The organism is Candidatus Nitrotoga sp. M5 (genome assembly GCF_927904885.1).
Lineage (GTDB): Bacteria > Pseudomonadota > Gammaproteobacteria > Burkholderiales > Gallionellaceae > Nitrotoga.
The window spans coordinates 24,388-39,896 of the sequence record NZ_CAKMNW010000078.1; the positions used below are offsets into that span (position 1 = coordinate 24,388).

10 protein-coding genes are annotated in these 15,509 nt (G+C 56.3%); all 10 read left to right on the forward strand.

Features of this window, described 5'->3' with window-relative positions; genetic code table 11:
• Positions 1–33: 33 nt before the first annotated feature.
• The 10 genes from MJ770_RS13945 to MJ770_RS13990 all read left to right on the forward strand — a co-directional run bounded on the left by MJ770_RS13945 (position 34) and on the right by MJ770_RS13990 (position 15,505).
• Positions 34–690, forward strand: coding sequence for a hypothetical protein (locus MJ770_RS13945; RefSeq protein ID WP_239255582.1), 657 nt, complete (start codon positions 34–36; stop codon positions 688–690).
• Positions 690–1,055: a LysM domain-containing protein gene (locus MJ770_RS13950; protein WP_239255584.1), complete on the forward strand. Its 366-nt coding sequence runs from the start codon at positions 690–692 to the stop codon at positions 1,053–1,055. The genes MJ770_RS13945 and MJ770_RS13950 overlap by 1 nt, the downstream gene beginning before the upstream one ends.
• Positions 1,045–2,187 (forward strand): hypothetical protein, encoded by a 1,143-nt coding sequence (locus MJ770_RS13955; protein WP_239255586.1) that lies wholly within the window; start codon positions 1,045–1,047, stop codon positions 2,185–2,187. Before MJ770_RS13950 ends, MJ770_RS13955 begins: the two co-directional genes overlap by 11 nt.
• On the forward strand, positions 2,184–2,699 hold the full coding sequence (locus MJ770_RS13960; RefSeq protein ID WP_239255588.1) for a phage baseplate assembly protein V: 516 nt from the start codon (positions 2,184–2,186) through the stop codon (positions 2,697–2,699). Before MJ770_RS13955 ends, MJ770_RS13960 begins: the two co-directional genes overlap by 4 nt.
• Before the next feature lie 13 nt (positions 2,700–2,712).
• Positions 2,713–3,030 carry a hypothetical protein gene (locus MJ770_RS13965; protein WP_239255590.1) on the forward strand — a complete coding sequence of 106 codons (318 nt, stop codon included), beginning with the start codon at positions 2,713–2,715 and terminating at the stop codon, positions 3,028–3,030.
• A gap of 181 nt (positions 3,031–3,211) precedes the next feature.
• Positions 3,212–3,580 (forward strand): GPW/gp25 family protein, encoded by a 369-nt coding sequence (locus MJ770_RS13970; RefSeq protein ID WP_239255596.1) that lies wholly within the window; start codon positions 3,212–3,214, stop codon positions 3,578–3,580.
• Positions 3,577–6,327, forward strand: coding sequence for a putative baseplate assembly protein (locus tag MJ770_RS13975; protein ID WP_239255599.1), 2,751 nt, complete (start codon positions 3,577–3,579; stop codon positions 6,325–6,327). Before MJ770_RS13970 ends, MJ770_RS13975 begins: the two co-directional genes overlap by 4 nt.
• Positions 6,324–9,977, forward strand: a complete 3,654-nt coding sequence (locus MJ770_RS13980) for a putative baseplate assembly protein (protein ID WP_239255601.1) — start codon at positions 6,324–6,326, stop codon at positions 9,975–9,977. The genes MJ770_RS13975 and MJ770_RS13980 overlap by 4 nt, the downstream gene beginning before the upstream one ends.
• Positions 9,974–12,028 (forward strand): hypothetical protein, encoded by a 2,055-nt coding sequence (locus MJ770_RS13985; protein ID WP_239255602.1) that lies wholly within the window; start codon positions 9,974–9,976, stop codon positions 12,026–12,028. Before MJ770_RS13980 ends, MJ770_RS13985 begins: the two co-directional genes overlap by 4 nt.
• A gap of 33 nt (positions 12,029–12,061) precedes the next feature.
• Positions 12,062–15,505 carry a DUF6519 domain-containing protein gene (locus MJ770_RS13990; protein WP_239255603.1) on the forward strand — a complete coding sequence of 1,148 codons (3,444 nt, stop codon included), beginning with the start codon at positions 12,062–12,064 and terminating at the stop codon, positions 15,503–15,505.
• Positions 15,506–15,509 lie beyond the last annotated feature (4 nt).

The following is a 15,509-nucleotide window of genomic DNA, read 5'->3' on the forward strand; positions in this document are numbered from 1 at the left end:
ACATGCTGAATTAACCAACAGGTACCCAATACAATGAGCGGCTATTCAAATTCCCCAAAAGTTCTCAAAGGCGGCATTGTGCTAATCGATGCCGAATCGGGTCGGGTGCTGCGCATTATTTCGCTGCAGTACAACCCGGAAAAATTGACGCGCACTTTGCAAGTGCAGGGTGCCGGCGGCGAGGGTGGAAACCGCTCAGAAGCCATGCGCTTCAAAGGCCCAGCGGTTGAGACTTTCAAGCTTGAGGCGGATATCGACGCGGCGGATCAACTGGAGTTTCCAGATCAGCATCGTTCCGTGGTGGAAAACGGCATCCAACCACAAGTATCTGTGCTGGAATCGCTGGTCAACCCGACCAGCGGTCAGCTTCTCGATCTCAATGCAATGTCACAGTCCGGTATGCTTGAAATCGCGCCGATGGAGGCGCCACTGGCCCTTTTTGTGTGGGGGAAAAATCGAATTGTGCCGGTACGAATTACGGATTTCAGTGTTACTGAGGAAGCCTTCGACCCGTTCTTGAATCCAATTGTCGCCAAGGTAAATATTGGTCTCAGGGTGCTGAACGTAGACGATCTCGGCTTCGCTCACAAGGGCGGCAGTTTGTTCATGAGCTATTTGCAAAACAAAGAACGGCTTGCGACTAAAGTCCAGGCAGGAACTTTCTCTACGCTAGGAATAGGAGGTATTTGATGATAGATCCGATCCAGGCTTTCATGCAGGCGAACTCGCTCGTCACCCCCCTGTTTCCGCCGGAAAGCCGCTATCACGGCATCGCGGCGGTGCAATCCACTCAACCTGACGGCACAGTCGTCGCCTATTTGAAACGCCGTTTCTTGCCGCCACCCGAGAATTTCTCACAATTGCAGGAGCACATGGTCACTGCGGGCGACCGGCTGGACAATCTTGCCGCGAATTATATTGGCGATCCATCGCAGTACTGGCGCATCTGCGATGCCAATGGCGCCATACGTCCGAACGAATTGACGGAGACGGCGGGCAAGCGCCTACGCATCACCTTGCCAGAAGGCGTTCAGGGAGTAAGCGATGCTGGCTAAGGGGATACATCTCACGCTGATGATCGGCCCCATCGTGCCGGTGCCGGTACCACAAATGGTAATGAATGCGCTCGACAGCGTGCAGGTCACAACTGCGGCAGGTTCGGCGAGCGGCTTTCAGATGAGCTTACAGTTCAGCAGCAAGTCGGAGCTGAACACGTTTTTTATTATCGCCGGTGCAATGAACAGCGGCCCTGCCACACCGCCGCTGCGCGTCATGCTGACCATTACCCTCAATGGTACTCCTCAGCCGCTATTTGACGGGGTGATGACGAATGTAGAAGTACAGGCGGGAAGCAATGGCTCTCCGGGCACAGTGACCGTCACTGGGGAGGATCTTACCAAGGTCATGAACATGCTCGATTTCAGCGGCCTACCTTATCCTGCAATGCCAATTGAGGCGCGCGTGGCGCTGATTTGCGCCAAATATGCAGCCTTTGGTCTGATTCCGCTGGTTATTCCGGTATTGTTTCCCGATATTCCCATCCCGGTGGACAAGATTCCCGCCCAAAGGGGCACCGACCTTCAATACATCCAGCAGCTCGCTGAAGAGGTCGGCTACATTTTTTATATCGAGCCTGGACCGGTAGCGGGTACCAACATCGCCTATTTCGGACCTGAGATCAAAGTGGGCGTACCGCAACCAGCACTCAATGTGGACATGGATGCGTTAACCAACGTCGAAAACATGAGTTTCTCGTTCGATCCAACGAAAGGCGTGCTGCCGGTCGTGTTCATCCAGAACCAACTCACGCGCGCTCCTATTCCCATTCCCATCCCTGACATTAACCCACTTCAACCCCCTCTGGGATTGCTTTCCACACCGATCAGCAATCTCAAGATACTGAAAGACACCGCAAAGATGAACCCGATGCAGGCGATTTCAAAAGGGCTCAATGAAGCAAAGAAGTCTCAGGATTCAGTCAGTGCCAATGGCAGCATTAATGTGCTGCGCTATGGTCGACCACTGAAAGCCAGGCAACTGGTCGGCGTGCGCGGCGCAGGTAACGCCTACGACGGCCTTTATTTTGTAAACAGTGTCACCAGCACTCTCAAGCGCGGCGAGTTCAAACAAAGTTTCAACCTGACGCGCAACGGTCTGGTTTCAATCACACCGAGGGTTCCAGTATGAGCGACAGCGGCAATTTTTATGGCAAGTACCGCGGCATGGTACTCAATAATGTAGACCCTATGCAGCTGGGTCGGCTGCAGGTACAAGTTCCCGATGTTGCGGGTCTGGTTCCCGCAACTTGGGCAATGCCCTGTGTGCCACTGGCCGGGATCAATATGGGCATGTTTGCGTTGCCTATGATCGGCAGCGGCGTGTGGGTAGAATTCGAGCAAGGCAATCCGGATTATCCGATATGGGTCGGCTGCTTTTGGGGCAGCGCTGCAGAGCTGCCGGTGCTGTCACACACGGTGCCGCCCGCAGTGCCTGGCATCACACTGCAGACCCCACTCAAGAATGGTCTGATTATCAGCGACGTACCCGGTCCAACCGGTGGCATACAATTGCAGACCACCACCGGTGCCATGATTTCGGTAACCGACGTCGGCATCATGATCTCCAACGGCAAGGGAGCAGTAATCAATCTCACCGGGCCAACGGTGGACATCAATCTCGGCGCACTCACGGTGATATAAGGAAAACGACACCATGCCCACACCCGTCCTTCATCTTGGCGCCACGGTAACCTGCATGCACGCAGGGCCAGCGACACCGCTCACACCATTTCCGCGCGTGCTGCTAAGCGGCCAGCCGGTGACCACACTGGCTACGCCCTATGCGATTACCGGATGTGCTCTCACCGGCACGCCCAACCCGCCATGCGTCACTGCGCAGTGGATGGTAGGCGCAGTACGGGTGCTGGCTGGCGGGGCGCCAGTGTTGATACAAACGGGGCAGGCGGTGTGCGTACCTACTGGTACCGGCCTGTTGCCGCTAGTCGTTCAATCCAGGGTACTCGCGACATGAACGTACCTCTAAAAATTCATGCTGCATCCCAATTACTGCATTGTAGTAACGGGGTATACAGGCAAGTCGCGAAGCGAATGCACGAAAAAAATTTCTTACTTACATATCACTCAATATGCGTCGCTGAAAAAAATTTCTGCGCCTTGTATTTGGGCGAACTCTGAATTTTTTAGAGGTATTTATGCGCCAGATCGACTATCCATTCCAATTCGACGGCCGTGGCCACACCGCGCAATCGGACGAGACCGGCGCCATTCGCGATCTCATCGAACAGGTGTTACTCACTGCGCCGGGCGAACGCGTAATGCGCCCCTCCTTTGGTTGCGGCGTGATGCAATTGGTGTTCGCCGCCGCCAGCCCTGAAGTGGCGGCGACCACACAGTTTCTGATTCAAGGCGCTTTGCAGCAATGGCTGAGCGATGTCATTACCGTTGACACCGTCGACGTTCAGGCGCAGGACGGAGCATTGCTCATCACCGTGCAATATGTAGAGCGCCGCACGCAAACTCGCGGCATGGCGCAAATCAACGTGCCGGGAGGCGGATCATGAAATACTACTGCTGCGACCAGCGCCGCCGCGAAGTAGTGAAGTTAAACGGCACCCTCAACGGCTTGGAATATCTGGAGGTGCATGATAGCGGTATACCCGGCGACCCTACACGCCAGCTCACACTGTTCCTGAAGTTTCTGCGTGAAGTGCCGGCCTCTCTAGACAAAAACAATTTTTACATCGACGGTGGCGAACGCATCAAAAGCGTGGACATCGCGTGGGTTGCGATCGCCAATGCACTGCCGGCCAGCGAGCCGCCCAGCTTAGTAGACGGACTCATGCCTCTCGACAAATTCATGGTGATCCGCACCAAGATTTACGGTGATTTTTCGTTGTATACGCTACGCCTTCTGAGCGGTATCGGTAGCGATACGCCGCCGGCTGGTTTCGATCCTCGCCTGAGCGAAATCCCGTTTTCATTCAAGGTGCAGTGCGAATCGGATTTTGATTGCGCCAGCGTTACCACATGCCCCACTCCACCGGTGACGAACCCGCGCCTCGATTACCTCGCCAAGGATTACGCCAGCTTCCGCCGGCTGATGCTGGATCGCATGAGCGTGCTCATGCCGGACTGGAACAGCCGCAACGCCGCCGATATCGGCGTGACCTTGGTGGAAATTCTGGCCTATGTGGGCGATCAACTTTCCTATCAACAAGACGCCGTGGCCACCGAAGCTTATCTCGCTACTGCGCGCAAGCGCATTTCACTACGCCGCCATGCGCGGCTGGTGGATTATAGGGTGCACGAGGGCTGCAATGCCCGCGTATGGGTGCAACTATTCGCCAATGAAGATGGTGTTAATATTCCACGCGGCACACCGTTGCTCACGCGCGTACCCAATACGCCCGAACGCATTCCCCCATCCGGCGACCAACTGCGCGATGCTTTGACAAACGGTGCGCTGGTATTCGAAACGGTGGAAGATACCCCGCTCTATCTGAATCACGAACGCATCAGTTTCTATTCCTGGGGCGAGCGCGAATGCTGTCTGCCTAAGGGCTCGACACGCGCGACACTCAACGGACACTATCCCAATCTTAAGGCGGGTGACGTGCTGGTATTCGCAGAAGAGCTTGGACCTCGAACTGGACATGCTGCAGATGCAGACCGCGCACATCGCTGGGCGGTGCGTCTAGCCGACGTGCGTTTGGATAGCGACCTCAGTGGGGGTTTATTTCTGCCAGTACCCAATAATAATCCGCTGGATGTCACAGAAATTCGTTGGGTTGAACAGGACGCGCTACCATTTCCATTATGCCTGTCTACCATTTCTGATCTGGATCACGGCGCAACTTATCTCGGTGAAGTGAGTGCGGCCTACGGCAACATTGTGCTAGCTGACCATGGCCGCACCCTGACTGGCGAAGATTTGGGCGCTGTGTCCGATTCGCAACTTATCCTTACATCCAAAAATGACGTCTTGAATTGCAAACGTCCGCCCTTACAGGCCGTGGCACCTCGTTTCCGACCGCGACTTGCAGAGCGTCCACTCACACATGCATTGCCGCTCACAGCCGCTCTGCTGTTCAGCTTTACCGCGACAGCAGCCATCGTCACCGCGTTGCAAACACGCAGCTTTACACCTGCGCTGCACGATGCCTTGCAGGCGCAGGGCGTTTTGCTGCAAGCGGGGACAGTGAAAGTGCAAGGTGGAGATGGAATGTGGTCGTTATCTGACGGAATAAGCGCCTATCGCTTGCGGCTGGATAGCGGCCAAGTGCAGGTATCGCCGCTGGCCGAAGCCGCCACATTGATCACCGCCGTTGAACCACAGCGTGCCCGCCCCGCCATCACTCTCTCCAGTACTTTCCAGGGCACGCCAGACACTTGGTTGCCACTCCCCGATTTGCTCGCCAGCAATGCCGAGGCGAGCAAATTCGTGGTGGAAAGTGAACACGACGGCAGCGCTTTACTGCGTTTTGGCGACGATTATCATGGCAAGCGCCCCGACGTCAGCACCACATTTAACGCAAGCTATCGCATCGGCAATGGCGTGGCCGGTAATATCGGTCTGGAATCCATCGCACACATCGTCAGCAACGATGCTCGGTTGTTGCGCGCATCAAATCCACTACCGGCGCAAGGCGGCAGCGACCCTGAAAAAGCCGAGGACATCAGGCGCGATGCGCCGGAAGCTTTTCGTACCCAGGAGCGTGCAGTCACCCCAGCAGATTATGCCGAAGTTACCGAACGCCACCCCAGCGTGCAACGCGCCGCCGCCACATTCCGCTGGACCGGCAGTTGGTATACGGTGTTTCTTACCGTAGATCGCAAGGGCGGCGGCGAGGTGGATGCAGTCTATGAGCAAACCATCCGCGAACACGTCGAGCGCTATCGCATGGCCGGGTATGATCTAGAGGTGAATGGCCCAACTTATATTCCCCTGTTACTGGACATGAAAGTATGCGTCAAGCCTGATTATTTCCGCGCCGATGTACGCGTTGCGCTTATGCGCGTATTCAGCCGCGGCTGGCTGACCGACGGCACGCCTGCTCTGTTCCATCCCGACAATTTCAGCTTCGGCCAGGCGGTTTATCTCAGCACGCTGTATGAAGCAGCACAGTCAGTTCAAGGCGTAGACTCAGTGGTGATCAACACCTTCCAGCGTCTACGTGCACCGCCTGATCCCAAGCCCATGGATGACGGTGTGCTGACAGTCGGACGCTTGGAGATCGCACGGCTGGACAACGATCCCAACTTCCCCGAACGGGGTGTGTTGAAGCTCTCAATAGGAGGCGGCAAATGAGCGGCGAAGAAAATACATCGCAAGACGCATGCGGTTGTTGCGCGGGTGTAAGCGCCCAGTCTCCGGCACGACTCTACAATCGCCCGGGGCTTACGGCCATTGCCTACCGCATCGGCACACACAGCGAGGTGCTGGCCAGCTTGCAGGCACGACTGTCATCGCAGAAATATCCCGCACTGGCGAAACTGCGCACCCGCGACAGCGATGATTTTTCCATCGCACTACTGGATGCCTATGCCTGTATGGCCGACGTATTGAGTTTCTACCAGGAACGTCTCGCCAATGAATCCTATTTGCGCACAGCAGGCGAGCGTCTGTCGTTGAACGAACTGGCACGGCTGATCGGGTATCGCCTCAAACCCGGCGTTGCCGCGGAGACCTACCTCGCCTTCACGCTGCAAGAACAGCCTCCACAAATCGTGAGTAACGATCCCAAGCAGGCTAGCGGCGTACCGGAAAAAATTACACTGGACATCGGCATCAAAGTGCAAAGTATTCCTGGTCCCGACGAGAAACCACAGATCTTCGAAACGATCGAGCGCATAGAGGCACGGCCTGCTTGGAATGCCATGCCGGCACTGACCGACATGGATTACGCACCTCGCAATGGTATGCGCGAAATATGGCTCTCCGGCACATCGACTCGATTAAAGCCGGGCGATGTGCTGATCTTTGCGGGGCTGCAATTCGCGGCGAACAACAGCTCCAATAGTTGGGACGCACGCGTGCTGACGGAGGTCGAGTCTGACGACAAGCATGCACGCACCCGCGTGGCCTGGCATCTGCCATTAAGCTCCATCGAGCCCGCGGATCTGGCGACCATTTACGCGCTGCGCGAACGCGCATCCATCTTCGGCTACAACGCCGCCGATTGGTCCACGATGAGCGACGAATTCAAGGCCACTTATCTGGGCCTGACTCGTCCTGACCAGCTCACGCAGGAGCAGCGTGTGCAATGGCCACAATTTGAAATCTTTGCGCCAGACAACAGCGCGGGACTGAATGCCACGGCATATATTACCGCCTTGGAAGCAGCCAAGGTGTTGAGCGAAACAATGCAGGCTTCTGCTCAGTCCATGGCACGAGAGAGCGCCACTGCAGCCGGTGCGATTGTCGGCTCTGCCGGTGCACTGGTGCAGCGCATTACCACCTTGCCTGTCCATCTGGGCAGCGCTTTGTTGGATATGACCAACAAATTGCCGGAGGCGGTAGGCCAGATTTTTGAAGGCGCTATGAAACCGCTGCGGGAACTGGTCGGCACGTTTACCGGCAACATAGAATCATGGGCACAAGAGACGCAAACCAGTATGGCAGGAATCATTGGGCTGGTCAGCGAACCAGGTCTTGATTTATTCGACTCAACACGTTTAAGCGAGCTCCATTTGCCCGCCGGGCCCAGTTTGCAATCCGTCAATTATGATGCAATTTACACCACTGGCGTGAGCTCATTGAACGACGCACTAACGCTTGCAAAAAGTAAAACGACGGGTTTCAGTGCAACACTCGACGGCGAAATCAAGGCGGTATCAGACGCCACCAAACAGCTGTGGTACTCGCAACGACATTTACTGGAAACGGCCATTGCTGACAGTGCCGCAGCAGCAGCCTTGGCACGACTAATGATAGAGTTAAGCCTGCGGCCCCAGCTGCCCTACGCCACGGTGCACAGTGTGTGCGATGCCGTCGATAGCGCCATCAATGAAGCTCAGGATTTCCTGCCTGATTTTATTACCGCGATGGCCCTGTCCGATCCGCGTGCAGCGGGGCTGCTGTTGCTCCTGCTGGCGGACACTGAAGACGTGCAATCACCTGAAGACTTGCTAGGCGATTCGAAACAGCTGGCCGAGCAGCTGGCCCTGCAACTTAAGGAAACACTTCCTGCGGGCGCTGACACGAGCCACGATCCTATCGTAGCAGGCAAAGCGCTGGCATCCATCCAACTATTGACCAAGTTCATCGACGACCATCCGGGGCCTATCGTCAAGGGCATACAGAGACTGCATCTTGCCGCCACACGAGGGGTGCAACGGCTGACTCAGACATTGACACCGCAAACTCTGGCGCTGCGCGAGGGTCGGTCGGCGCGGGTACTCGGCGGACATTCCATCGACACCATCAGTCTGGAACGCGAATTCAGCGGCATCGTGTCCGGCAGTTACGCCCTGCTATCCAAGCCCGACTCTATACAGCTTTTCCACGTCAGTCGCGTAACACACTCATCACGAACAGAATTCGCGATCTCCGGAAAATCGACCTACCTTACGCTGCAAGGACAAAATCTGACCTTGTTTGCCAATGCAGTGCGCGAAACGACTGTTCTAGCTGCCAGCGAGGAATTACAACGCGCGCGTGCGCCATTAACCACGTCAGTTTCAGGTAACGAAATCACGGTTGCCGCATCTGTTGATGACTTGCAGGCCGGTCGCCACGTGCTTGTTTTCGGCAACCGCACAGACGGTGCAGGAGATGCCGTACACCTCGCCATACTGGTATCGGCCACACCGGCAGCACAAGCTATCGACGGCGGCACGCTGGTGATTACGCCTCCCCTGCCGTGGTCACTAAAACGCGACACAGTGGTGGTTTATGGCAACGTGGCTTTGGCCACCCATGGCGAGAGCGTGCATCAAATAATTGGCAGTGGTGCGGCGCGACTTTCCCATCAACGCTACACCCTCAAACACACACCGCTCACCTTCGTTGGCGCCGAGAACGAGAGCGGCGCCGAATCAGCATTGGAGGTACGGGTCAACGATATTCGCTGGCATGAGACGTCCACCCTCTATAACGCCAAGGCCGATGACCGCTCCTACGTGCTGCATGTGGAAGAAGACGGTGCGGGAACCATTCAGTTCGGCGATGGCCACCACGGCGCACGCCTGCCCACTGGTCAGGATAACCTGCGTGCTGTTTATCGCAAGGGCATCGGTACATCGGGTAACCTGCAAGCTGGCCAGCTTTCGCAACTGCTCTCGCGTCCATTGGGCTTGAAAGCAGTGAGCAACCCGCTGCCTGCCGCGGGCGGTGCGAATGCGGACAGTGCAACCCACGCCCGGCGCAACATGCCGCTAGGCGTGCGCACACTCGGTCGTGTGGTATCGGTACAGGATTATGAAGATTACGCGCTTGCATTTACTGGCATCGCCAAGGCCAAAGCCTCCGTGCTCAACACTCGTGCGGGACGCACAATATTCATCACCGTCGCCGGCGATGACGGCATTCAACCACCTGATTCGACACTTGTAAAATTGCTCAACACTCTCAAACAAAACGGTGATCCGCTAGTGCACTGCGAAACGAAGGCGTACAACGAGGTGACCTTCCGTCTTGCCCTGCGCATCAAATACGACCCAGATCACGAGAGAGAAAAGGTATTGGCCGACGTAGATACCGCACTGCGCGCCGCCTTTTCTTTTGATGCACGCGACTTCGGCCAGGCAGTCTCTCGCTCCGAGGTTATCGCGGTGGCGCAGCAGGTTACCGGCGTGCTAGGCGTAGACCTGGATCGTTTCTATCGCGGCACCGCCATCGCACTAAAATCGAGACTGACGCCGGCTGCAGCGATGATCGATGCACAGGGTAATGGCATCGCCGCCGAGGTATTGTTGCTCGACACCGGCCCATTAGATTATCTGGAGGAGATGCCGTGACCACGACCGCCGACCGTCTCTATGAACTGCTGCCTGCCATCCACCGCATTCGCGATGCGGAGCAGGGCTACCCCTTGCGCGAGCTGCTCGCCGTCATCGCAGAGCAGGTGGCTGCCATGGAGGAAAATCTCGAACAACTCTATGATGATCAATTCATCGAAACCTGCGCGCCGTGGGTGGCGCCTTATATCGGTGATCTTATCGGCTATCGCACCCTGCACGGTGTAGCACCCAATGTAGCGTCACCGCGTGCTGACGTAGCCAACACCATCCGTTATCGTCGCCGCAAGGGCACGGCATCCATGCTCGAGCAACTGGCGCACGATGTCACCGGCTGGCCGACGCGGGCAGTGGAGTTTTTTCAGCTGCTAGGCTGGACGCAGAATATGAATCATCTGCGTACTCATGCACACTACGCGCCGGATCTGCGAAACCGGGAAAGACTTCACTGGCGCGACACCGCCTTCGACACAATCGCTCACACCGTGGACGTGCGGCGCATCAGCACTGGTGCCGCACGTCACAACATTCCCAACATTGGCCTTTATCTGTGGCGGGTACGTGCATTTCCGCTAACCCGATCGCAGGCCGTAGTCGATTCAGATATTGGTGGTGGACTGCGCTTCCGCTTTAATCCGCTGGGCGTTGACATGGCGCTTTACAACACGCCGGAAACGGAAGAGGAAATTAGTCATCTGGCCGAACCGCGTAACGTGCCTATGCCGCTCGCACGCCGTTGGCTCAAAGCCCATCTCGATGACTACTACGGTCCCGGCAAAAGCCTGTGGCTGGAGTTGGACGGCAATCCACCGCAATTGATTACACGCAACAATATCCGCATCTGCGATCTCAGCGACATCAAGGACGGCGGCGGTAATGTCATCGCCTGGGCGCACCAGCCGATTGCCGGCTCCGGACTGGCGGCCATCGACCCGATATTGGGTCGCATAGCCTTCGCCGACGCGCCAGCTGCTACACCACTTGTGAATTTTCATTATGGATACACCATCGCCATCGGTGGTGGCGAATACGAGCGCGGCGATCCTGCCGTTCCTGTCACGCCATTACAATCCGTCCAGGGTGGCACGGCACTGCAACCAGCACTCAACGCGGTACAGAACGGCGGCACGGTGAAAGTGCTCGACAGCCGCCGTTATGTGGAGACACCGTCCATCACCGTGAATGCCGGAAAAACAGTTGTACTCCGCGCGATCAATGGCGTTCGCCCACTTTTGGCAGCAAGCAGCGACATCACGCTCACGCTCGGTGCCGAAGCCACCTTAATCCTGGACGGCTGGGTGATTAACGGCGGCACACTCATGATGGCGGCCTTTCCCGACACTAAACCGCGCTATCTCATACTGCGCGATTGCACTTTGGTACCCGGTCCGCGCAACAAAGGCGATGGCTCACCGCCGCAAGCAGACGATCCAGGATTGGTGGTAAATCATGCCTTCGCCAAGGTAGAGCTAGAACGCTGCATTACCGCACCAGTGCATATCGCCGCCGATGCCAAAGTCTCATTACGCGAATGTATCGTTGACGCAACCGCGCAAAGCTTGGTCGCCTTCCGTGGCCCCGGTGCCAATTCGCTAGCAGAAGGTGCTGAACTTACGCTGGAAAGCTGCACCGTAATCGGTAAAGTTCATACCCGCCAATTAACACTGGCGAGCGACTGTCTCTTTGTCGCCGCACTAACCAACGGTAGTGACCCGTGGAAGGCTCCACTGTGGGCCGAACGCCGCCAGCAAGGCTGCGTGCGTTTTTCCTATATACCGCCCGGCTCGCATACACCAGCACGCTACCACTGCCAACCAGAAGGTGAAGAGCCGCAAATATGGCCGCAATTCACCTCGCTGCGTTACGGTGATCCCGGCTATTGCCAATTGCTACAGAGCACTTCAGACAAGATACGCCGTGGAGCGCATGACGAGAGCGAGATGGGCGTGCTGCATGGTTTATATCAGCCGCAACGCGAAACTAATTTGCACGTGCGGTTGGAAGAGTATTTGCGCTTTGGCCTGGAAGCGGGATTGATCTACGGAAGCTAAAGGCGGCCTTGCCGCCATAATAAGGAGAAAGTCATGAGTGGAGATTACAGCCGAGTTCGATTCGATCCCCGCATCGATTTGTCCGGTGTGTTGATGCAGCAAGGACGCGTGCAACTGGACTCGGATTGGAATGAATGGGTAGCGGTGTTAGACAGGCGCGTGCGCGCCGAGAGCGTAGATACATTCGGCGTGCAAGTAACACCGGGCATCACGGGCGTGGCGGTAGTCTCGCCGCAGACGCCGAATGCCTTCAAGATCGAGGCCGCTGGTGGAAATATCACCATTGGCCGCGGCCGCATGTATGTGGATGGACTGCTGGCAGAAAATCACGGCGGCGGGGCCACGGAATTTGATCCGGTGCTCGCCGAACTGAGGGGGAAAACGGCACTGGCGTACAACTTGCAGCCCTATTTCCCCGCGCCACCAGCCCTGCCTGGCGGTGGACCACACCTTGCCTATCTTGAATCTTGGCAGCGCGAGATCACTTATCTGCAGCACCCTGAGTTAGTGGAAAGCGCCGTGGGCGTGGATACCACCACACATCTGCAAACTGTTTGGCAAGTTCGTATGCTGGCCAATGTCATCGGTGCCGACTGCTCCACACCCGATGCCGCGGTAGCGGGCTGGCAAGCACTCACCCGTCCCTCCGGCGGACGCATGTCCATCAAGGCGGAGGGTGTGCCACCCGAGCTCGACCCATGCGAATTGCCACCCAGCGGCGGTTATCGAGGTCTGGAGAATCAACTCTACCGCGTCGAAATTCACGACGGTGGCGCCGTGGGCGCAGCAACATTCAAATGGTCGCGAGACAATGCTAGTGTAGCGAGCAATGTGGTAGAAATTATCTCTCAGACCGCGACCAGCACTGAACTTAAATTGGCCAGCCTGGGCCGCGATGCTGTGTTGCGCTTCAATACCGGTGATTGGGTAGAAATACTCGACGACCGGCGCGAACTCAGTGGTGAAAACGGCGATCCCGCGCTGCGCCGCGGCGTTATGCGCAAGATCAGTGTCGACGACGCCAAGCAAACGATCAGCTTTTCACCCGCGTTGCCGGCAAACCTCATTCCCGGCGGCGGCCTCGACACCTTGAACTCCCGTCACACTCGTGTGCGGCGCTGGGACCAAAAGGGCACAGTACGCGATGCCAGCAACAATATCATCGTCAATCTCAACGCAGCGAGCAGCACCGGTTTGATTCCGGTTCCTGCTGCGGGCGTCTGGGTGGTGTTGGAAAACGGAATTCAAATTCAATTCAGTCTCGACCCTTCAGGCGGCGGATTCCACTGTGGGGACTATTGGGTATCCGCTGCACGCACCAATGACACCTCGGTAGAAACCTACACCCAAGCACCGCCACGTGGCATCCATCGCCATTATGCGCGGCTGGCCATCGTCACATTCCCTAACAACGAAACAGATTGCCGCGTGAAATGGCCACCCGAATGCGGTGGTGGCTGTTGCACAGTAAATGTCAGTCCTGGCGAAAATATCCAGACTGCGATCGACTCGCTGCCGGACGAAGGTGGTTGCGTGTGTCTGAAAACGGGCGTGCACAACATTAGTGCCACTATTAAGCTATTTTCGTCACACATCATCCTGCGCGGAGAGAGTCCTGGCTCCATCGTGCGTGCGGCAGGGCTGACCAAAACTTTGCAAATCGGCGACGCCAGCTCTCCGGTCAGCAATATTATCGTAGAAGGCATACACTTCGAGGCGACCGCCGCTGCTGACGATATCGGCGCGTTGCTTTATCTGGACCACTGCACGCGGGTACGAGTGCAGCACTGTACGCTTGCCGTCGCTGCCTCTCCTGATAATAAAACAACTCCACCCTACGTCGGTATCAATTTGAGCAGCGGTACCGATATTGACCTGATTGCCAATCGTCTGGACAACTTTACCGTCGGCATTTTAAGCCAGGATTATCAGGGTGGTCTGCACATCGCCGACAATGCCATTGCAGGAGCCACTGGCGTATTCCTCGATCAAAAGGCCGATGGTTCCAATGGCCAATACGGCATACGGATAGACACCAATCACACCCAGGCCTGCCGCATCGAGAATAACCGCATCCGTAACTTCTGGGTCGGTATCTCTCTTCTCCATAACGCCGCAGGTTCGCTCATATCTGGCAATCGCATCAGCCGTAGCGCCGGTGTCACGCAAGATAACTTTCCATCCGGTGCCGCACAAATTCGCAATTATCTGGACACTCGTCTCTACGCCATTGAGATAGAGGCAGCTCAATGCGAAGTGCGCGGCAACCAGATCGACTTGCTCTCTACCGCATGGGGCGGCATCCGAATTAACGGAGTGCATGCAACCATCGCCGCCAACCTTCTGGAGGCGTCCATCCAGGAGCGCCAACTGATGGTACCTGCGGGTATCTATTGCCACGCTGATGCGGAAACCGGCTTGAGTGCCGACCACGCCGTAGTACGCGACAATCAGTTGCTAGGGCCACAATCAGGCATAGTCGTCTCACGCATTAACAGCCCAGTCATAGTCGGCAATCACACGGATGGCGGTGATACTGGATGGTTCGGCGTACTGGTGGATGATTGTATTGATAGCCGGATCGACAATAACGACCTGCACGAAGTGTTCTTTGCCGTGCATCTCAGTAAGGGCGAACGCAACAGTATAGTGGGCAATCGCATCAATCAGGTGGGCACCGGCATCACCGCCATACAGGAAACCGACCTAAAAGTCAGTGGCAATTTTCTGCAATCTTGCTTTCTTTTAGGCATGGCGATGTTCGTGCGTGGCGCGGCTGCACTGCTCGAAAACAGGGTCCTCAACTGCGGCTATGCCACCAAATTTTCGTTAGGTATAGGCGTGTTTTCTGATGAGGTGTTGACGCCTTCCGGTGCATATCTACGCATTGAAGGCTGCGAGGTGATCGACACTGGCATCTCCGCCGACAGCAGCCAAATCACCACTGACAATGCCATCGGCATTGGCGGCTGGATGCCCGCCTGCCAGATCAGCGGTAACCGCGTCGGTTACACCCAGCCCACCAAGCTAGATGTACTCAACGAACACCGCGCACTGTTGCTGATCGGCCCGCTTGCCATGCACTACAGAACTGGCCGAAACACGATCACCTACATGTTTGGCAGCGCGCAAGTGAGTGACAATCACTTCAGTGGACCGGGCCGAACTCAGCTGGTGGAATTTATGACTATTGCATTAAACGACACGATCGACTTCCGTTTCGAGAAAGTAACCTTCAGCAACAATATTTGCGACCATCTTAGTGCCGAAGCCAATGACCAAGGTGCAAGTGTGCGCCTATGGGGAGGACACTTGATCGCTATGGGCAATCAGATCAAGGCCGATGGCAAAGTCAATTCCATATCGTTGGCCAACAGTTCTAAAACCGTACTCATGGGCAACATAACCACTGGGGAATACATCAACATCGGCACCGTCACTCCCCTGCCCATCACCAATTTCAACGTCAAAATTTAGGAGT

What these genes read in the sequence shown, in the direction of transcription:
- MJ770_RS13960 (WP_239255588.1), top strand. Translation starts at nt 2,184, where the DNA reads ATGAGCGACAGCGGCAATTTTTATGGCAAGTACCGCGGCATGGTACTC.
- MJ770_RS13975 (WP_239255599.1), top strand. Translation starts at nt 3,577, where the DNA reads ATGAAATACTACTGCTGCGACCAGCGCCGCCGCGAAGTAGTGAAGTTA.
- MJ770_RS13980 (WP_239255601.1), top strand. Translation starts at nt 6,324, where the DNA reads ATGAGCGGCGAAGAAAATACATCGCAAGACGCATGCGGTTGTTGCGCG.
- MJ770_RS13970 (WP_239255596.1), top strand. Translation starts at nt 3,212, where the DNA reads ATGCGCCAGATCGACTATCCATTCCAATTCGACGGCCGTGGCCACACC.
- MJ770_RS13955 (WP_239255586.1), top strand. Translation starts at nt 1,045, where the DNA reads ATGCTGGCTAAGGGGATACATCTCACGCTGATGATCGGCCCCATCGTG.
- MJ770_RS13965 (WP_239255590.1), top strand. Translation starts at nt 2,713, where the DNA reads ATGCCCACACCCGTCCTTCATCTTGGCGCCACGGTAACCTGCATGCAC.
- MJ770_RS13945 (WP_239255582.1), top strand. Translation starts at nt 34, where the DNA reads ATGAGCGGCTATTCAAATTCCCCAAAAGTTCTCAAAGGCGGCATTGTG.
- MJ770_RS13950 (WP_239255584.1), top strand. Translation starts at nt 690, where the DNA reads ATGATAGATCCGATCCAGGCTTTCATGCAGGCGAACTCGCTCGTCACC.
- MJ770_RS13990 (WP_239255603.1), top strand. Translation starts at nt 12,062, where the DNA reads ATGAGTGGAGATTACAGCCGAGTTCGATTCGATCCCCGCATCGATTTG.